At 65.5% G+C, this 18,203-nt stretch carries 16 protein-coding genes and 1 pseudogene; 11 read left to right on the top strand and 6 right to left on the bottom strand.

All coding sequences use genetic code 11. The annotated features are described in order from the left end of the window. Both AZG88_RS42820 and AZG88_RS52305 read left to right on the top strand, forming a co-directional pair. Positions 1–351: pseudogene (locus AZG88_RS42820) on the top strand (TerD family protein); the annotation flags it as partial. A gap of 819 nt (positions 352–1,170) precedes the next feature. Further along, positions 1,171–2,505 carry a HEPN domain-containing protein gene (locus AZG88_RS52305; RefSeq protein ID WP_156517753.1) on the top strand — a complete coding sequence of 445 codons (1,335 nt, stop codon included), beginning with the start codon at positions 1,171–1,173 and terminating at the stop codon, positions 2,503–2,505. A gap of 429 nt (positions 2,506–2,934) precedes the next feature. On the opposite strand, the gene AZG88_RS42810 is transcribed toward AZG88_RS52305, so the two are convergent. Both AZG88_RS42810 and AZG88_RS42805 read right to left on the bottom strand, forming a co-directional pair. Then, positions 2,935–6,192, bottom strand: a complete 3,258-nt coding sequence (locus AZG88_RS42810; protein ID WP_061043679.1) for a protein kinase domain-containing protein — start codon at positions 6,190–6,192, stop codon at positions 2,935–2,937. A 135-nt stretch (positions 6,193–6,327) separates the two neighbouring features. Beyond that, complete coding sequence (locus tag AZG88_RS42805) at positions 6,328–6,984, bottom strand: maleylpyruvate isomerase N-terminal domain-containing protein (protein WP_061043689.1); 657 nt, start codon at positions 6,982–6,984, stop codon at positions 6,328–6,330. Between the two features lie 34 nt (positions 6,985–7,018). Between AZG88_RS42805 and AZG88_RS42800 the strand changes: the two genes are divergently transcribed. Continuing rightward, complete coding sequence (locus AZG88_RS42800) at positions 7,019–7,681, top strand: class I SAM-dependent methyltransferase (RefSeq protein ID WP_061043678.1); 663 nt, start codon at positions 7,019–7,021, stop codon at positions 7,679–7,681. An 18-nt stretch (positions 7,682–7,699) separates the two neighbouring features. Here AZG88_RS42800 and AZG88_RS42795 read toward each other — a convergent pair whose 3' ends face one another. Next, the gene (locus AZG88_RS42795) at positions 7,700–8,326 is read right to left on the bottom strand and encodes a TetR/AcrR family transcriptional regulator (RefSeq protein ID WP_231914401.1); all 627 of its coding nucleotides are present in this window, start codon (positions 8,324–8,326) and stop codon (positions 7,700–7,702) included. Positions 8,327–8,357: 31 nt separating this feature from the next. Here AZG88_RS42795 and AZG88_RS42790 point away from each other — a divergent pair, with 31 nt between their 5' ends. Beyond that, on the top strand, positions 8,358–8,957 hold the full coding sequence (locus AZG88_RS42790; protein WP_061043676.1) for a DUF2867 domain-containing protein: 600 nt from the start codon (positions 8,358–8,360) through the stop codon (positions 8,955–8,957). A 13-nt stretch (positions 8,958–8,970) separates the two neighbouring features. Here AZG88_RS42790 and AZG88_RS42785 read toward each other — a convergent pair whose 3' ends face one another. Beyond that, the gene (locus AZG88_RS42785) at positions 8,971–9,906 is read right to left on the bottom strand and encodes an RNA polymerase sigma-70 factor (protein ID WP_061043675.1); all 936 of its coding nucleotides are present in this window, start codon (positions 9,904–9,906) and stop codon (positions 8,971–8,973) included. A gap of 206 nt (positions 9,907–10,112) precedes the next feature. Between AZG88_RS42785 and AZG88_RS42780 the strand changes: the two genes are divergently transcribed. The 6 genes from AZG88_RS42780 (at position 10,113) to AZG88_RS42755 (ending at position 14,160) form a co-directional block, all read left to right on the top strand. Further along, entirely contained in the window at positions 10,113–10,598 is a 486-nt protein-coding gene (locus tag AZG88_RS42780; RefSeq protein WP_061043674.1) for a carboxymuconolactone decarboxylase family protein, read from the top strand. Positions 10,599–10,675: 77 nt separating this feature from the next. Beyond that, a complete protein-coding gene (locus AZG88_RS42775; RefSeq protein ID WP_061043673.1) occupies positions 10,676–11,341 on the top strand; it encodes a HEAT repeat domain-containing protein in 666 nt (221 codons plus the stop codon). A gap of 14 nt (positions 11,342–11,355) precedes the next feature. Continuing rightward, positions 11,356–12,435, top strand: a complete 1,080-nt coding sequence (locus AZG88_RS42770) for a MerR family transcriptional regulator (protein WP_061043672.1) — start codon at positions 11,356–11,358, stop codon at positions 12,433–12,435. A 223-nt stretch (positions 12,436–12,658) separates the two neighbouring features. Further along, positions 12,659–13,279 carry a hypothetical protein gene (locus AZG88_RS42765; protein ID WP_005249264.1) on the top strand — a complete coding sequence of 207 codons (621 nt, stop codon included), beginning with the start codon at positions 12,659–12,661 and terminating at the stop codon, positions 13,277–13,279. Beyond that, entirely contained in the window at positions 13,276–13,644 is a 369-nt protein-coding gene (gene gvpJ / locus AZG88_RS42760) for a gas vesicle protein GvpJ (protein ID WP_005249263.1), read from the top strand. Before AZG88_RS42765 ends, gvpJ begins: the two co-directional genes overlap by 4 nt. A gap of 93 nt (positions 13,645–13,737) precedes the next feature. Continuing rightward, positions 13,738–14,160, top strand: a complete 423-nt coding sequence (locus tag AZG88_RS42755; protein ID WP_005249262.1) for a hypothetical protein — start codon at positions 13,738–13,740, stop codon at positions 14,158–14,160. Positions 14,161–14,169: 9 nt separating this feature from the next. Here AZG88_RS42755 and AZG88_RS42750 read toward each other — a convergent pair whose 3' ends face one another. Next, the gene (locus AZG88_RS42750; RefSeq protein ID WP_061043671.1) at positions 14,170–14,949 is read right to left on the bottom strand and encodes a DUF899 domain-containing protein; all 780 of its coding nucleotides are present in this window, start codon (positions 14,947–14,949) and stop codon (positions 14,170–14,172) included. Positions 14,950–15,072: 123 nt separating this feature from the next. Here AZG88_RS42750 and pip point away from each other — a divergent pair, with 123 nt between their 5' ends. Beyond that, complete coding sequence (gene pip, locus AZG88_RS42745; RefSeq protein ID WP_061043670.1) at positions 15,073–16,029, top strand: prolyl aminopeptidase; 957 nt, start codon at positions 15,073–15,075, stop codon at positions 16,027–16,029. 28 nt (positions 16,030–16,057) lie between these two features. Here pip and helR read toward each other — a convergent pair whose 3' ends face one another. Further along, a complete protein-coding gene (helR, locus tag AZG88_RS42740) occupies positions 16,058–18,202 on the bottom strand; it encodes an RNA polymerase recycling motor ATPase HelR (protein ID WP_061701119.1) in 2,145 nt (714 codons plus the stop codon). Position 18,203: the final 1 nt, after the last annotated feature.

The raw sequence follows: 18,203 nt of genomic DNA, 5'->3' as shown, positions 1-18,203 counted from the left end.
CGCCGGCTGTCGTGGCTACTCAGGCAACTCAAGGACGTACCCGGCGACGTTCAGGTCGAAGCGGTATTCTCCGAGCGCGGCAACGAAGCCTGCGAGCACCTCGACACGGTGCGAGCGGACCCGAAGGTACTGACCAATGGGCGCTCCGGAGACATCGTGTCCTTCTCCCTCGAACAGACTTTCCCGATGGGAGGCCGGCGGTCGGGCACCGCGGCGAGCTTCATCACCAGCGTCACGTCGTCGACCGACGCGTTCTACGGCGCGGTGGTTCAGCAACTGCGGGAGTGGGTGCCGGCAGCGCCGAAGCAGAATGAGCAACAAAGCCTAGACACCACCGAAGTCCACGGTTAGTAGCCAGCCAATGCGGTTGATCCGACCCCCTTCGAATGCGGGGAAGGCTGCACCGGTCGGCGGGAAACCGCCCCAAGAACTGGTCGGCGGGCGCCTGATGATCGATAAGCTCCGCACCGAGGGGACGTGCTTGGGGTTCGTCACCGGCCTCAGCTACTGGCGCGTCCACGGCGGGCAAACCTCAGGGTCCACCGCGGGCACCTGCCTACAGCCCCGCCGGGAAAACTACCGGGTGGTGTACCCGATCAGCCAAGTGTTTCTTCGGGCGCGTCAGTCCCCGATTCGATCGGGAAGAAGAATGCGCGCGGGTAGCACAGATCGAATAGGGTCGGCTGGTCAAGCATCAGTTCGAGATGCTCGGGTGGGCGGCACAGGCGATTACGAATTGGGCTGTGAATGGACTCGCTCTTCCGAACTCGCTTACGGCGGTTGCCAAGTGTATGGCTGACCCGTCGACGTTGATCGCAGGGAATGTCGTTGCTGCGGTGGAGGACGCATCTGCTCTAGGCGATGAGTGGCGATCGATCGCGCAACTGGCCTCGCGACATGTCTCGACGCGTGTGCGGTTGTGGGGTGAACACGCGCTCAGAACGCTCGATCTTCTGAAGGCGAACGTTGCATCATCCGGAAGATCACTCTCTGGAACCGCGTGGCATTTTCGGCGTCACCCGACAGTCTTCGAGCGACCCGTGCGTCGGCTGCCGTGCCATCGGCGATCCGTCCGCAGTCTCGATAGGTGTAGCCCGTCTCGTTCAGTGCCGCATACTCGGCCGAGTTTCGGCATACCGCCCGCTGCAAACTCAATGCTGAAAGGCTCTCGTGGACGAACTAATTGAAGACTCGCTGGCTGGGACAATGGCGTCTATTTGGCCGAACTTTGAGTCCACCCGTCTCGGCGAAGACTTTGTGCCGGGATATGTAAGGCTAGAGAATGACGTACTTGCCGTTCACGCTTTGAAGCCGCGTAACGCAACTCTTCGCGACTGGAACAATGTGCAACAACTACCGGAAGCTATTGTCGCCGCGACCGAGCAATCGGGTTCAATCTTTTTCGATGTGGTCGGGGTGCGCGACAAGGACATAGTTGGTGCGACAAGGGCATCGACTCGTCACTATCGGACACGCGGTGCTGTCGTGGGTTTCCGAGTAGACGAGCTGCGCAGTATCAAGATTCGACGTATGACGGCCTATTTTCCTGGATTAACTCGGTGGTCCGGCATGTCAGGGGCAACTCACCGGCACGAGGTGGGTGCCGACGGCCGACCAACGTCCTGGTCGACAACTGTTCGAGCGGCGCCGGACCGAGAAGCGAAGCTGTCGGCTGGGCGTAAACTCGTCATTTCAACTCACTGGTCGGTCACCGGAGCGGACGACGACCGGAGGATCTTTACTCCCTTCTCGGTGTCCTCGATGTCCGCGAAGCCACTCCCATGGCATGACCATCTATGGCCGTTGACCACGATTCAGGACCTGGTCAGCCTCGCGTACGAAGGCTTTGTCACCGCAGATGGCGGAGTCGCAGAGTTGGATCTGACAAACACCGCTACCCCGCGCACGACACCCAAGCTGTGGAGCAGCCAATTAATGCAATGCCCAGCTGGGGTTGATACACCGAACTCGATGAACGAGATACCGATGTTCTACCTCGAGAACATTGGAGGAATCAACGGACTGAAGCGATGGGTCACGTTGACCGAACTTCATGGCCGTGCGGTGGGACCACTAACGTCTCGCTACCGCATCGGTTCAGGCGCGGCTGTCGAGAGTCGGCTCAACGATGTAGCAGTCGGCATCGAGTACTGGGTCAACTACCACAAGAAGCAAAAGACGGCATGGGCAACTCCCAACCGAAACAAAGACTTTCAGCCCGAGCGTCTCGCTAGGCACGTTGGCAAGCCGTTCACCGACTTCGTCGGCGACCCGGTCAGATGGGCAAAGCTGTTCTGGGACCGGTACGGTGACTTGAAACATGCGTCATCACTGCAATACGACGGCTATGAGATCCATCTACTTGCAGAGTCCGGTCTTATCCTTTTGGCCTGTGCGCTTCTGAATCGCATCGCGGGATCCAAGAATCCGTCGCGGATGATTTGCGAGGGACACCGCAACCATAATCTAGGGCTTGAGATGCGCCGAATGCTAGGCGCTGAGTAGTTCTAGATTCTTATGAAGGTCGGGTGGTTTAGCTTCGAGGTTGAACCACAGCACCTTTTACCGTTGCTGGACGCGTCAAGCGAGGACGCTCCGGCCCCTCGATCCATTCCAGGGTGCCAGCGCTTGCTAGTGCCGGGACGGAGCAGTTCGGATTTCCATGCGTCGACGGTTTTGCCGGCAGGAATCGTCGCGACCGCGCGGCGGGTGGCCAGCGGTGAGCGTTTCAGGTCGGCGGCCTCCTCGGCGAGCATTAGGGCGGACAAGAGGCGACTGCCTTCAGTGCGGTCGACTGGGCGAGTTTAGCCGTAACCTCGGCTCCATCGGTCTTGAGAACGAATTGTCCGTCGTCCATGCGGACGGTGGTACCGCAGATCGTGCCCGAGGGCGTCGTGATTTGCACACCGGGAGGCTTCGGCCCACGAGCGGCAATTACGACGACGATTGTCTCTCTTCGACGACCCAGGCCGCGACCTGTGCTCGCGAGGTGAATCCGAGTTTGCTGAGTATGTGTTCGACATGTCCCTGAGCGGTGCGTTGTGAGATGACGAGTCGGGCGGCGATCGCCTTGTTGGTGAGGCCCTCGGCGATCAGTTCCGCGACCTGCTTTTCGCGTTTCGTCAAGGTAGCGGGACCCGGGGACGTCGGCTTTCGGGGGTGCTCCTCGAGCGCGTAGGAAGCAGCGGAAGTGAGATCCATAGCCCTGCCGTGCTGCCGGGCCTCCTCGAAGGCGTGTTCGGTGAGCATCCGGCGGGCGGACCGCTCGCATTCGTCGTGATAGACGAGCAGGTCGGGAACGAACACGGAAGGGCTTCCGGCAACACGACCGAGCGCTTCCGCGGCTCCCATCAGCGTGCCGGCACGTCGAGGGTCACTGGTTCCGGCGATCCAGGCGAGTACTTCGACGCAATTTGCGCAACCGACCGGGTCGTCGACGAGTCGAGCGAGCCGCACTCCTTCTTCGAGTAGGTCGGTTGCGCGACGCTGATCACCCAGTCGCCATTGTGCGACGGCCATGGCCCACAGTGCGTAGGACCGATAGACGGATTCACCGTGAGCTTCCGTGATCGCGAGAACTTCCTCGTAGCATTCGACAGCCCGGTGGGGTTCGGTGTCGGCCAGTTGATACGACAATCCCAGCAGCGTCAGTGACTCGATCCGCAGTGCGAGATCGTTCTCGGCTTGTCGCAACACCGGCTGTGCCCGCTCCAGACGTGACGCCGCGCGCGTGAGATCGCCGGTGAACAATCCGACGATGCCGTCCGCGTGGTCGACGATCGCGTGCGCTATCGGGTCGGTCATCTGATCGGCGAGGATCCGCGCCCGCTCGACAAGGGCAGCACCTCGCTGGTGGTCCTGCTGCTGTTCGGACATCAGGCAGTCGGCGTACAGCGCCCGGATGTAGGTGATGGTCGGGCGTTCTTTCCAGAGTGACAGGAATTGGTCGAGCCAGCGCCTCGCCTCGCTGAGCTGGCCTCGCGACCCCCAGAGCTGCAACAAGGGTGTAGCAATCTGTAAACCGGCGTCGGCATCGCTTTCGGTGAGGCAGAAATCCATCGCGTCCCGCAGATTGGGCTGCTCACTGCTGAGTCGCTCCATCCACTGGAGCTGCCTGGGACCGATGAACTCGTCCTCGGCGGTGCGAGCCAGCTGGCGGTACCAATCCCGGTGCCGCCGGCGCAGGTCGTGGTAGTCGTCGTTCTGCTGGGCCTTTTCTCGTCCGTAGGCACGGAGGGTCTCGAGCAGCCTGAAGCGGACCGTGACGCCGTGCTCTTCGCGGATCAGGATCGACTTGTCGACGAGGGATGCCACCGAGTCCAGTAACGCCTCCGGCGACATGTTCTCCCCGCACACATGCTCTGCGGCATCCAGTTCGAAGCTGCCGGTGAATACCGAAAGTCGTTCCCACGTCCGTTGTTCGAGCGGGGTGCACAGGTCGTAGCTCCAGTCGACGCACAACCGAAGCGTCTGCTGGCGCGAGGGTGCGCCTCGGCTCCCGCGAGTCAACAGCGCATAGCGGTCGGAAAGCCGTTGCAGGATCTGTTCGGGCGACATCGCACGCAACCGCGCCGCCGCCAGTTCGATCGGCAGGGGCAACCCGTCCAACCGGTGACAAATCCGCGCTACAGCGGACTTGTTGGCATCGGTCAACGCGAAGGTCGAGACCGCGGTGGTGGCGCGCTCGGTGAACAGCGACACGGCATCGTAGCGGGGCAGACCCTGGAGCGACGGCTCCCGATCGGCGTCGGGGACGGTGAGTGGGGGCACGCGCAGTGTTGCCTCCCCGGCAATTGCAAGGGGTTCGCGGCTTGTCGCGAGGATGCGCAGATTCGGGTTCTGCTGCAGCAGAACCGTCGCGAGGTCGGCCACCGCGTCGACCACTTGCTCGCAGTTGTCCAAGATCAGCAACAGTTTTCGCGACGACAGGAAGTCCAGCAGAATCTCGCGTAGCGACCGGTCAGTTTGATCCCGCACACCGAGGGTTGCGGCCACCACGTCGATCAAGCGGGACGGGGTATCGACCTCGTCGAGCTCGACGAACCATGCGCCGTCGGCGAACTCGCGGCGGATGCTCGCTGCAAGCCGAAGTGCGAGACGTGTTTTCCCGACTCCGCCGATTCCGGCCAATGTCAGCAGGCGTGACGACGAAAGCAGATTCTTCGCTTCGGCGAGTTCGTGCCTGCGACCGACGAAGCTGGACAACTCCAGGGGGAGATTCCCCCGCTCGTGGCGGGAAGGGTTCGGGTGAATCCGCTCCTGTGGTGCTGGTTCTGTTTCCGGTGCGGGTCGCACGTGGAGCGCCATGTCGTCTGCAGATATCCCGCGGCGACGTCGGATCTCGCGCAGATTCTCGCCCAGCGCCATGGCTGAGGGTTGCCGGTCCTCGGGGCGGCCGGACATCGCCTGCTCGATCACGGTAGCGACATCGTCGGCAATGCCGTGATCCCGAAGATCCGGTGCCGGTTCCTTTGTGATGCGGATGAATTGGGCGACCAACTGTTCGCCACTGCGGCGCTCGAATGCGGCGTGGCCGGTGACTGCGCAGAACAGGGTAGCTCCGAGTCCGTATATATCCGAGGCGGGGCTCGGGGCGGCGCCGCCGAGGACCTCGGGCGCAGTGAACGCGGGTGAACCGGTGACGATGCCGGCAGCGGTCTCGAACCCGCCGGATATATGCGCGATCCCGAAGTCCGTGAGCGCCGGCTCGCCATAGTCGGTGAGGAGAATGTTCGCCGGCTTGATGTCGCGGTGGACGATGTCCTCGCCGTGGGCGGCCTCCAACGCGCCTGCCAGTTTCACCCCTAACTGCAGTACGTCGTCCACACCTAACGGGCCGTGCCGTCGGATACGTTCGTCCAGGGAGCCCTGCCGGTGGTACGGCATCACGATGAATGGTTGTCCGCTGTCGGTGACCCCGACCTGGAGGACGTTGACGATGTTGGGGTGGCCGGTCAGGCGGCCCATCGCCCTCTGTTCGCGAAAGAAGCGCTCCCGGTTCTCCTCCGCGAGATCGTTGGTGAGCACCTTCACTGCGACGGTCCGGTCGAGTGCAGGTTGCGTGCACCGGTAGACGACACCGAAGCCCCCACGCCCGATCTCCCGGGCGTCGTCGAATCCGGCAGCCGCCAGTTCCGACGCGACTGACGGGGTCACATCGCGATGGGTCTCGAACGGATCGATATCGGACATCGTCCGGATCGATTCATCCGGTCCGCGATATGTTCGATGAAATCTGCACGTTCAGCCTCTCGATGACAGGTTCTCAGGATATCGCCCCGACGGCGTGATCCAGCTGACTCAACACAAAGGTAGACGTAATCCGAGTCATTCGAGGATGAGCGGGAGTTTCGTCGCCGGCTCGCCGAGATCTGCCTTCTCCGCGTCGGTCGGGCCCCGCCGCCCGGTGCCGACCAGCAGCGCGTCTTTGTCGGAGAACGAGGCGGGGAAGGCGGTCCCGGCGATCTTCTCCAGCATGTCGCGGGACCGGGCGAGGCCCTCTGCGGGCGGTTCCGCCGCGCCCCGGAGGTGGGCGATCAGGTCGAGGTGGTGCAGCGTCGATTCCAAGACGTACGCGGAGAGGTAGTCACCTGCGGTAAGGACCTCGTCGCGGGTGCTGACCCGCAGGTCCGGGTCGACGAGTTCGCCGGCGCGGCCGGCAGCGGAGCCGACGTCGTCGAAGTGGTATTTGAGCAGCCGCGGCTCCTGGTACGCGGCGGCCAGTCGGACGACCAGCGCGTCGAGCGGGTCGTCGCCGGTCGGGGGCGTGTCGGCGAGGTCCCAGTAGGTCACGGCGTCGCGCGTCAGTTCCGTGTCGGCTGTGGTCACGAGGGTGATCAGGACGTCCTGCGCGTCGATGATCAGGTGGCACAACAGATCCCGCACGAGCCAGCCGGTGCAGCCGGACGGCTGTGCGAAGTTCTCGTCCGGAAGTTCGGCGACCACCGTGCGCAGCGCCGACCACGAGCGCGAGAAAAGATCCACATCGGCACGGTAGTGCGGGCGTACCGTCGGTGTCATGACCGAGGACAACCAAGTTGCGCCGTGGGACGACATCTACCGAGGCGACGCGGAGGTATTTACGGGACCGGTGCCGTGGAACATCGGTGAGCCGCAGCCCGAGATCGCCGGGCTGATCGCGGAGGGCAAGTTCCGCAGCGACGTGCTGGACGCGGGCTGCGGACATGCCGAGACGTCCCTCCACCTGGCGGCGCAGGGGTACACGGTGGTGGGCCTGGACCTGTCGCCGACGGCCATCGCGGTGGCTCAGGCGGCCGCCGACGATCGTGGACTGACGACGGCCACGTATCAGGTGGCGGACATCAGTTCGTTCACGGGTTTCGACGGCCGGTTTTCCACGATCGTCGACAGCACCCTGTTCCATTCCCTTCCCGTCGACCGGCGGCGCGACTACCTGCGCGCGGTCGCTCGGGCGGCCGCGCCCGGCGCGTCCTACTACATCCTGGTGTTCGCGAAGGGCGCCTTCCCCGAGGGCGAAGGACCGAACCCGGTGACCGACGACGAGCTGCGCGAGGCCGTCGCCGAGTTCTGGACCATCGACGACATTCGCCCGGCCTTCATCCACGCGCTGCTCGGCCCGGAACAGGCCGCCAGCTGGGAGCACGACGAGAAGGGCCGGTCCATGCTGCCGGCGTGGCTGTTGTCGGCTCACCTCCGCTGAGTCGACCGGCAGAAACCCTTACCCGGCAGAACCGTTCGCACCGGCGGGGCGCAGGAGGAATTCTCCGGCAAGTCGGATGGCTTCGCGTTTGGTGTACCCGGGGTGGTCCGCGACGATGAAGTGGCGGCCGATCGCAAGGCCGAACATGAGGGTGCTGCGTGCCTCGATCTCGTCGGGGTCGGCGACGAAGGTGCCGAACATCTTCCGCAGGAAGTCCATCCGCTCGTTGTCGATGCGCTGCAGGCGCGTCGCGACGGCCCGGTCGTGGTGGGCCCAGGCCCGGATCGCGAGATCGATCCGTTGGAAGTCCTCCGAGTAGGTCAGTTGTCCCACGCGCCGGATTCTGTCGGCGGGGGTGCCGCCTTCGGCATCGGCTTGGGCGATAACGGCTTTGGTGCAGCGACGTTCCCACTCGTCGAGCATCTCGGTGAGCAACGCGGGACGGCCGTCGAAGTAGCCGTAGAACCCGCCCTTCGTCACGCCGAGCTCGGCGGCGAGTGTTTCGACGCGGACGGCGTCGGGTCCTCCTCGTGCGAGGGCGTCGAGGCCCGCCTCTATCCAGCGGGCTCGTGTCGTGCGGGCGACGGCGGGAATCGGGCCACCTCCATTGATCGCGTTCGATGTGTACGGTACCGTATAGATCAAATATACGGTGCCGTATAGATCGGGGACGACAGTGCCACGAATAGCAGAGGCCACCTACATCGAGCAGCCCTGGCGCATCCACGAATTCACGAGAGACTTCGACGTCGAGGACGTGTGGTCGTTCCGCACTCCCGGAGCCGGGCCCGACGACTTCCCGACGATGCTCGCGGCGATGCGAGCCGCGGGCGGACCCGCGAAGCAGCCCCGGCTGGTGCGGTTCCTGTTCGCCGTTCGATGGAAGCTCGGGGCACTCTTCGGCTGGGACAATCCCTCAACCGGTGTCGGTGAGCGGGTTGCCTCGCTCCGCGACCGCCTGCCCAGCGACCTCCGCGCCGCTCCGCGCGGCCCGGACGACGACGGCATGCCCCTCACAGCGGTGTACGAGCTCGACACGGAGGCCGCCCGCGAGCTAGCGAACAAGACCGTGCACACCGTGATGCATCTCGGCTGGACGACAGGAGCGAACGGCGATTACGAGCTGCAGATGGCCGTTCTCGTCAGGCCCAACGGATGGTTCGGGCGGCTCTACATGACCGCCATCGCGCCCTTCCGGTACCTCATCGTGTACCCGGCCCTGACCCGGCAATGGGAGCGAGCGTGGCGCGACCGCCACCATGCGGAGGCGAGGTAGGCGGCTTGCGGACTCAGCGGCTCACCGCGGTTTCCCGCTCGACGCGCGACAGCTTCTCCGGGTTGCGCACGATGTAGAGCCCGGTGATCATGCCGTCGTCCATCCGCACCGCCACGACGTCGTCGATTTCCCCGTCGAGCCGGACGATCAGCGCGGGGGAGCCATTCATCTGCACCGGCTCGACCGACACCGTGCCGTCGATCCGGGGCAGGCCGGCCGCCAGCAGGCGACCCACCTTGTCGGCCCCCACGATGGGCCGCAGCACCGCCTGCTTGACTCCGCCACCGTCACCCAGGAGGACGACGTCCGGTGCGAGCAGGTCGAGCAGGCTCTGCAGATCGCCCGTCTCGAGCGCCCGCTGGAACGCCTCGAGCGCGTCTCGGGACTCGGCCGGGGATACGACGCCGCGCGGCCGGCGCGCCGCGACATGGGCCCGCGCCCGGTGCGCGATCTGGCGGACGGCGTCCGGGCTCTTGCCGACGGCGTCCGCGATCTCGCCGTACTCCAGAGCGAACACCTCGCGCAGCACGAACACGGCCCGCTCGGTCGGCGCGAGCGTCTCCAGCACCAGCAACATCGCCATCGAGACGCTGTCGGCCAACTCGACATCCTCGGCCACATCCGGCGCGGTCAGCAGCGGCTCAGGCAACCAGGGACCGACATAGGACTCCTTGCGCCTGCTGAGTGTCCGCAGCCGGACGAGCGCCTGGCGAGTGGTGATCCGGACGAGGTACGCACGCTGATTGCGGACCGTGTCGAGATCGACGCCCGCCCACCGCAGCCAGGTCTCCTGGAGGATGTCTTCCGCGTCGGCGGCCGACCCGAGCATCTCGTAGGCAACGGTGAACAGCAGGTTGCGGTGGGCGACGAACGCCTCGGTGGCGGGGTCCGAACGATCGTCCTGGCTCCCGCCGCGATCGTCGGGCGTGGTCTGCGACGTGCCGGCCATGGGTGGCTCCTTCTCACTCTCGACTGTGTCACACACCAGACACCGGGCCCCGCAGTTATGTGACACCAGACGGCAGCCGACCCGTGGTGCCCGCTGCCAAATTACGTGACTTCGAAGTCGCGGCGTGCGCGATTGTCACAAGGATCGGGTCGCCGGCATCTCATGTTCGTCCAGAGCAACACAACACCACGAGTGAGGACGAAGTCATGGACGCCCGATTCAACCTGTTCGACAACGAGATCGCCATGAAGTTCGGCAAGCGGTTCGCCAATGCCGCCCTGGTGATCGACCAATCGCCGCTGCCGAAGGCCACCCAGCACCTGGTCGAGATCCGGGCAAGCCAGATCAACGGCTGCGGCTTCTGCACCGACATGCACACCAAGGACGCCACGGCCGCCGGGGAGACCCAGGTCCGGCTCAACCTGGTCGCAGCCTGGCGCGAGGCCACCGTGTTCACCGAGGCCGAGCGGGCCGCGCTGGCGCTCAGCGAGGAAGGTACCCGGCTCGCCGACGCCCACGACGGCGTGTCCGACGAGACCTGGGCCCAGGTGCGCAAGCACTACGACGACGACCAGATCGCCGCACTGGTCTCCCTGGTCGCCCTGATCAACGCCGCCAACCGGATCAACGTGATCGTGCGCAACCCGGCAGGTTCCTACGAGCCCGGCATGTTCGCCAGCATGACGAGCTGACCGGCAGACGACAGCCCCCTGACAACGAGTACTTGACCCTGACACAGTGACAAGGACTCGAATGGTCGACGAAGGAGGTGGTTGTCGTGAACACAACCAACCACGGTGGGCCGCATGCCCACCTCGTCGACGCTCTGGCCGCAGCCGACCCGTCGGGTCGGCTGCGGGCGGCGCTCTCTGCAGGCACGCACCCCGATCCCCGTCTCACGGACACTCTCGTCGAGCGGTGTGCCGTCGAACCGGATTTCTTCGTCCGCGACATGCTGACCTGGGCGTTGTGCCGCCTGCCGAGCGAGCTCACGGTGCCGCGCCTGGTCCGAGAGCTCGCGTCCGACTCCGCGGAGGCCCGCAGTCAGTCGCTGCACACCCTGTCCAAGATCGGGGACCGGCTCGCCTGGCCCGCGGTGTCGGCACTGCTGCACGACGAGCACGACGAGGTCGCGCGCAGTGCGTGGCGGGCGGCCGTGGCACTCGTGCCGCCCGGCAACGAGGCTGCACTCGCGGCCGATCTGGCGACCGAACTCGGACGGGGCGACCAGCACCTGCAGCTCAGCCTGAGCCGTGCGCTGGTGGGACTCGGGGACGCGGTCCTCCCGGTCCTCGACGCGGCCGGGACCAGTCCCGACCCGCACATTCGTGCGCACGCGAATGCGACGAAGCGACTCTGCCACGACCCCGACAGTGGGTTCACCCTCGCGGTCGAGACGGCGAAGCGCGTCGCGGTCGCCGGTCCGGACACGTAGCAGGAGGAGATGGGATGTTGATCGGTGAGGTCTCCCGGCGGTGTGGTGTCAGCACGCGGATGTTGCGCCACTACGACAGGCTGGGACTGGTGAAGCCCACGGGCCGAACGTCCGGCGGCTACCGCGAGTACTCCGCCGACGACATCCGACGGCTCTTCCACGTCGAGAGCCTCAGGACCCTGGGGCTGTCGTTGAACGAGGCCAAGCGGGCACTGGACGAGCCCGATTTCGCACCGGCCGATCTGGTCGGAGACCTCATCCGCCACACGCGCCGGCGGATCGCTGCCGAGGAGGAACTGCTCGGCAAACTCGAACGCGTCGACGCCGCCTCGCCGGCGGAGTGGGACGATGTCCTGCGGATCGTCAGTCTGCTGCGTGCGCTCGAGTCGGAATCCGCGGCCCGTCGTCAACAAGCGATCCTGTCTCAGAACGGGACGGCGTCGCTGCCCGTCGAAGTGCTGGTCGAAGCCATTTTGTCGGAGGACGACCCGAATGTGGCCGGAGCACTGCAATGGTCGTTGGCGCGGGTCGCCGGCCCGGGACTCGCGGATCTGGCCGACGGTCTCGACGCTGAGGAGGCCGACGTCCGGCGTCGCGCCACTGCCGCGATAGCGGCAATCCACACCGCGGAGGCAACGGCACATCTGAGACGAGCCCTCGATGATCCGGACGCCACGGTCCGCGGGTACGCAGCCCTCGCTCTCGGCTCTCGCGGAAACGTCGACTCGATACCCGCCCTGATCGAGCTGGTCGTCGAGGGGCGGCGCGATGTCGAGGCCGCCGAAGTGCTGGGCCTTCTGACGACGGTCTCACCCTCGGCCGACGACATCGTCCGGGCCCTGCAGGACACGCTCGACGACGCCGACGACGCGCCCACGCGGTTGCGGATCACGCAGGCCCTTGCCGAGATTCCCGGCACGGCGGCGCGGCGGGCACTCGACGGGCTGACCCATGACGGCGACCGGACGATCGCGTCCACCGCGGCGGCGATCCTGAACACGCTGGACCGCGGACGAACCCGACGCCGCCGATCGGGCAGCCGGACGGGAGAGATGGTGGACGGCACACGGTCACCCAAAGTTACTGGTGCATGACAGCATTCGTAGTCGACCCCGAGTCGGCGACGGTCCGTGGCCGAGACCGAATTTTCTTCAGCCCATTGCGGTCTTCGACCGATTGACGGCCGGCTGTTGCGGGTAGTCGGATTCGGGGTTGGTTCGCACCGGGCATGCCGATCTGGAGGTACGCCGGGCAGCCAGTTCCGGACGCTCGGCGTCGACCGATGATGGCCGATGCGGGTGAAGGGAGTCGACGATGATGACCCGATTGCAAGTCGCGGCAGCGGTGGTCGTGGGCTATTGGCTGGGCCGAGCGCACCGGAAGAAACTGGGACTGCTGCTCGCGGCGGTGGGTGCCGGTCGCCTCGCAGGCGGACCCCAGGAGATGGTGGACCGGGCCGCAAAACTGCTGCAGACCTCGCCCGAATTCGCCGAGCTCAGTGAATCGGTGCGTGGCCAACTCCTCGACGCCGTGAAAGTGGCGGCCATGACCGCCGTCACCGCCCGAGTCGACGCACTCAACAATCGGCTGCTCTCCGGCAGCGATGCGGTCCTGGAGACCGCCGAAGACCTGGTCGAGGACACCGCGGGCATGGCCGGAGACGTCACCGACGACACCGTGGACACCGTGGAGGAAGCCGCCGACGACACCGTGGGCACAGTGCGCAAACTCGCGGACGACACCGTGGGCATGGTGGGCGCGCTGGGACGCAGGAAACGACCGAAGAAGGCACCGCCGTCGGACGACGTCGACGACGAGGCGTCAGCGGAGGCCGAGGACGAGGAGGAGGACGAGGAACGACCGGCGCGGCGACCTCCCCGCAAACGAAGCACCCCGGCGAAGACCTCCGGTAGTCGAAAGCGAGGAGCACAGCGATGACCACAGCAGGCGGCGGCCCGAGTTCCAGCAGCCTGGCCGATGTCATCGACACCATCTTGGACAAGGGCCTGGTCATCGACGCCTACGTGCGGGTCTCACTGGTCGGTATCGAACTGCTCACCATCGACGCCCGCGTCGTGGTCGCCAGTGTCGACACCTACCTGCGCTTCGCCGAGGCGGTGAACCGACTGGAGATCGGCAGCGAACCGAAGGGCCTGACCGACCTCGTTTCCGATGTGAAGGGCAGCGGCAGCACGAAGTCCAAGACCAAGGGTGCACTCGAGGCCGTGGGGGAAACGCTCGGTGAGTTCCTCGGCGGATCGGAAGCCGAACGCGAACCCGAGCCGCGCCGGAGACGAAAGTGATCCGACGACACTGACGTGGCCGCGCCGGCGCTCAGGCCGATTACATATTGCTGTTCCTGATAGGAGACGACCACAGCCGGGTACGTTCGTGACATGGGTGACGAGGCAATCGACCCCGAAGTGGCATATGGAGCCCTTTCCGCCGGCGCGCGCCTCGCTCTGCTGCGAAACCCCGAAGGCATCATGCCGCCGCAGTTCATCGGGCAGGTGATGGCCGTGTGTGGGCACTCCTGCGTCGCGGGGATCAGTGGTGGAGCTGATTCGGTACCGCAGATGGCGGTTCTCCAGGGGCCGCTCTCCGAATACCTCTCCCAGTGCAGGTATGTGCTGGACGCGTGGTGGAATTCCCTGACGCCGCAACTCCGGGCGGTCATCAGGTGTCGCGAAGCGGTGCCCGAATCGTTGACACTGCAATTACCCAAACACACGCCCTGGACCGCGGTGTCCGCGCCGTGTTCTCACCTGTTGGTGCGCGACTATCTCGAATTGCAGGCAACGGGACTCGAACTGATGTAACCAAGGCGGTCAGTCGGGGATCTTCGCTCCTGAAATGACGTCTGGTTCGTATTCGTCGTGGCGGCGCAGCCAACTCATGAAGGGGTCGTCGCCGCGGCGGGGTTCTGGTTCCCAGTCTTCCTGGCGGCCGCGCGCGGTGAGGTCGAGCCAGTGGTAGGTGCCGAGCAGAATCTCGGTGGAGCGCGCGTAACCGGAGTAGGTGTGGAAGATGCGCTCACCCTGCCGGAGGAAAGCACTGACGCCGTGCTCTTCGCCGCACCAGCCCTTCCATGCGGGGTCCAACCGCACGAGCTCGGCTTCGTCCTTGTAGTTGTATTCGACCGGTGCGACCGACGTGTCGAGGGTGACGTGGAAGTCGTAGTTGAAGTCGCTGCCGTGCGAGGAGTACCAGGGGAAGGTCCAGCCCATGCGCCGGCGGTACTGCTCGAGTTTATTCAGCGGTGCGCGTGACACGGCCGCGAACGAGGTGTCCCGGGCGTACAGGTGCTCGAGGTTGCCGACGTTGTCCATCGTGAACGAGCAGGAGGGGCATCCTTCGTCGGCGTCGGGTTCGAACATGAAGTGGTAGATCAGGAGTTGACTGCGACCGTCGAACAGATCTGCAAGTCCGGTCCTGCCGTCGGGGCCGTCGAAAACGTAATTCTTGGCGATTTCGACCATCGGTAGCGCGCGCCGGGCGGCGTTCACCCGATCGCGGTGGCGGGTCAGCTCCTTCTCCTGTGCGAGTAACTCGCGCCGCGCGATGAGCCACTGCTCGCGGGTGGTGACCTGTGGATCGGACGCTGTCATAGTTCGTCTCCTCTCGAAGGGCACCTGCAATCGTCTCAGGCGACACTTGGCGGTGGCTAGCACCAAGACCGGGAACAACTGATTCGCGGTCCGCCCTTCGGTGCAGGATGCGAAGCTGAGTGTGTGAGTGGCGCACTTTATCCGGCGGTGGAACCGTACGAAGCCGGGTTTCTCGATGTCTCCGACGGCCATACCCTGTACTGGGAGACCGTCGGAAACCCCGAGGGGACGCCGGTGCTGTATCTGCACGGGGGGCCGGGATCTGGGTGCACGCCCGGTGCACGCCGCTTCTTCGACCCGAATGCTTTTCGTGCGGTGTTGTTCGACCAACGCGGATGCGGGCGGAGCCGCCCACTGGCCACCGGTCCCGACACCGACCTATCGACCAACACCACAACACATTTGACGGAGGACATCGAACGTCTGCGTGCGCATCTGGGGATCAGGTGTTGGGTAGTGGCCGGGGTGTCCTGGGGTGTGACCTTGGGTTTGGTCTACGCCCAACGACATCCGGAGCGTGTTCTCGCGATGGCGCTCGGAGCGATCACGTCGGGAACCCGAACCGAGATCGACTGGATCACCCGTGACATGGGTCGGATCTTCCCCAGGGAGTGGGAGGAGTTCATCGCTCCCGTGCCGGTCGGCGAACGGCACGGGGATCTGGCGGCCGCGTATGCGCGCCTCCTCGCCGACCCCGACGCGGCAGTGCGCGAGGAGGCGGCGAGGAGGTGGTGTGCGTGGGAGGACACCCACGTGTCGTTGATGCCGGGATGGGCTCCGAGCCCCCGATACGAGGACGCAACGTTCCGGATGATCTTCGCCAGATTGGTGACGCACTACTGGAGCCACAAGTGCTTCCTCGTTCCGAACCAGATACTGGACGGAATGAGCCGTCTGGCAGGTATCCCGGCAGTTCTGGTCCACGGCCGCTTCGATGTCTCGGGACCGTTGGACACGGCCTGGAAGCTCTCGCGGGCCTGGCCGGAGAGTCGACTCGTCGTGGTTGACGATGCCGGCCACGGTGGAGGTGGGTTCAGCTCCGCGCTGGTGGCCGCCTTGGACTCCTTCAGCCGGCCATGATCGCGGCCTCAGAGAGCGTCGGTCCACGTCACGTACTCGTGAGGATGACGAGTTGCTGGGTCGCCCGGGTCATGGCGACGTAGCGGTCGACGGCCCCTTCGATCCCCGTGCCGAAGGTGTCCGGGTCGACGAGGACGACGAGGTCGAACTCGAGCCCCTTCGACAGCTCCGGGGTCAGCGACCGGATGCGGGATGTTGCCCGGAACGTCGGATCGCCGATGACGCAGGCGATCCCGTCGGAGTTCGTTTCGAGCCAGGTGTCGAGGATCGAGTGCAGATCCGAAGCAGATCCGTGTAGGACGGGGATGTCGTTGCTGCGGATGGAGGTCGGCACGTTGGCGTCCGGGAGGACGGCTCGGATGACCGGCTCGGCTTCTGCCATGACCTCTTTCGGCGTCCGGTAGTTGACGGTCAGCGAGGCCAGCTCGATCCGGTCGAGCCCGATCCGCTCGAGCCGTTCCTGCCACGACTCCGTGAACCCGTGCCGGGCCTGTGCCCGGTCGCCGACGATGGTGAAGCTCCGAGACGGGCAGCGCAGCAACAACATCTGCCACTCGGCGTCCGTCAGTTCCTGCGCTTCGTCCACGACGACGTGCGCGAACGTGCGGTCGAGCAGGTCGGGGTCGGTGCTGGACATCGCAGCTTCGTCGACCAGCATTTCCTGCAGGTCCTTCTGCCGCAGCTGTGTCATCAAACTTTCACCGTCGTCGTAGGCATCCGCTGCGATCAGGTCGTCGATGACCTTGGACCGCTGCTCGCGTTCGGCGGCGACGGCGGCGTCGTGGCGACGCCGGCGTCGTGATTCCTCCGGGTCGCCGAGCCGCTGCCGTGCTGCGTCCAGCAGCGGCAGGTCGGACACCGTCCAGCGTTGGGCGTCCGGGCGTTGCAGCTTACGAACGTCGTCGGGGCTGAGCCAGGGAGCGCACTTGCGCAGGTAGGCGGGCACCGACCACAGGTCGGCAACGAGGTCGGCCGCCTCGATCAGGGTCCACGCGTTGTCGAGGATCGTGCGTAATTCGTCGTTCTGCTGCAACGACTTCCGGAGCTGGGCCACCGCAACGTCACCGTCGTACTTGTCGATCAGGATCGTGAGCAGCAGCTCCCAGATCTGCTCGCGCGCCTCGTTGTGCGGGGTACCGGGTTCCGGCGCTTCGAATGCCTCGGTCCAGTCGTCGGCGCTCAGCCAGATGTCGCACCACTCGGTCGCGACCGTCATGCCCTCGGTGGGCGGCTCCTCGTAGAACGTGACCGCCGCGTCGATGGCCTTCACGAGATCCGCGGACGACTTCAGGCGGGCCACGTCGGGGTCGGTTTCGACCTTCGCGGTGGCGCCCTCGGCGACGAGGTCCTTCAGGGTGCAGAGCTGCACGCCCTCTTCTCCGAGGCTGGGCAGGACATCGGCGACGTAGGCCAGGTAGGGCTCGTGCGGACCGACGAACAGCACGCCGTGACGGAGTCGGGGGTCGGAGTAGAGCAGATACGCGGCGCGGTGCAGCGCGACGACGGTCTTGCCCGTACCCGGCCCGCCGTCGACGACGAGGGCGCCACGCGATCCCGCGCGGATGATGGCGTCCTGGTCGGCCTGGATGGTGCCGAGCACGTCCCGCATCCGGGCCGACCGGTTGGCGCCCAGGCTGGCGATGAACGCGGACTGGTCGTCGAGCGCGGCGTTCCCCGCGAACCCGTCCGGGGTGAACACCTCGTCCCAGTAGTCGCTGACCCGGCCGCGGTTCCAGCGATACCTGCGGCGGCGGGCCAGGCCCATCGGATTGCCGTGGGTCGCACCGAAGAACGGCTCGGCCACGGGGGAGCGCCAGTCGACGAGCAGTTGATTGCCCGCCCGGTCCATGAGGCCGAGTCGTCCCACGTACACGGGCTCGGGGTTGTCCGCGCTGACGAAGTGCCCGAGGCACAGGTCCAACCCGTAGCGGCGCAGGGCACGCAGCTCGGCGTTCAGCCGGTGGACCATCATGTCCCGCTCCATCGCCTCCTGGCCCAGCCGGCGGGGCGCCTTGCGTTCGGTGTCGATGCGGTGGTCGAGGTCGGCGATCGACTGCTCGAGGCTTTCCGCGATGGCCGCGAAGTGCAGCTCGTCGTCGGCGATCAGCGCCGGGTCAGCCTTGGGTGCGAGGTGGTCGGGAAGGTCGAACGCACTGGTAGTCAGATTTTTCATG

The sequence above is a fragment of the Rhodococcus sp. LB1 genome (genome assembly GCF_001583455.1).
Lineage (GTDB): Bacteria > Actinomycetota > Actinomycetes > Mycobacteriales > Mycobacteriaceae > Rhodococcus_F > Rhodococcus_F opacus.
This window is presented reverse-complemented; position numbering and strand designations above follow the sequence as displayed.

What these genes read in the sequence shown, in the direction of transcription:
- AZG88_RS42765 (WP_005249264.1), top strand. Translation starts at nt 12,659, where the DNA reads ATGACCCGATTGCAAGTCGCGGCAGCGGTGGTCGTGGGCTATTGGCTG.
- gvpJ (WP_005249263.1), top strand. Translation starts at nt 13,276, where the DNA reads ATGACCACAGCAGGCGGCGGCCCGAGTTCCAGCAGCCTGGCCGATGTC.
- AZG88_RS42785 (WP_061043675.1), bottom strand. Translation starts at nt 9,906, where the DNA reads ATGGCCGGCACGTCGCAGACCACGCCCGACGATCGCGGCGGGAGCCAG.
- AZG88_RS42755 (WP_005249262.1), top strand. Translation starts at nt 13,738, where the DNA reads ATGGGTGACGAGGCAATCGACCCCGAAGTGGCATATGGAGCCCTTTCC.
- AZG88_RS42810 (WP_061043679.1), bottom strand. Translation starts at nt 6,192, where the DNA reads ATGTCCGATATCGATCCGTTCGAGACCCATCGCGATGTGACCCCGTCA.
- helR (WP_061701119.1), bottom strand. Translation starts at nt 18,202, where the DNA reads ATGAAAAATCTGACTACCAGTGCGTTCGACCTTCCCGACCACCTCGCA.
- AZG88_RS42770 (WP_061043672.1), top strand. Translation starts at nt 11,356, where the DNA reads ATGTTGATCGGTGAGGTCTCCCGGCGGTGTGGTGTCAGCACGCGGATG.
- AZG88_RS42750 (WP_061043671.1), bottom strand. Translation starts at nt 14,949, where the DNA reads ATGACAGCGTCCGATCCACAGGTCACCACCCGCGAGCAGTGGCTCATC.
- AZG88_RS42780 (WP_061043674.1), top strand. Translation starts at nt 10,113, where the DNA reads ATGGACGCCCGATTCAACCTGTTCGACAACGAGATCGCCATGAAGTTC.
- AZG88_RS42800 (WP_061043678.1), top strand. Translation starts at nt 7,019, where the DNA reads ATGACCGAGGACAACCAAGTTGCGCCGTGGGACGACATCTACCGAGGC.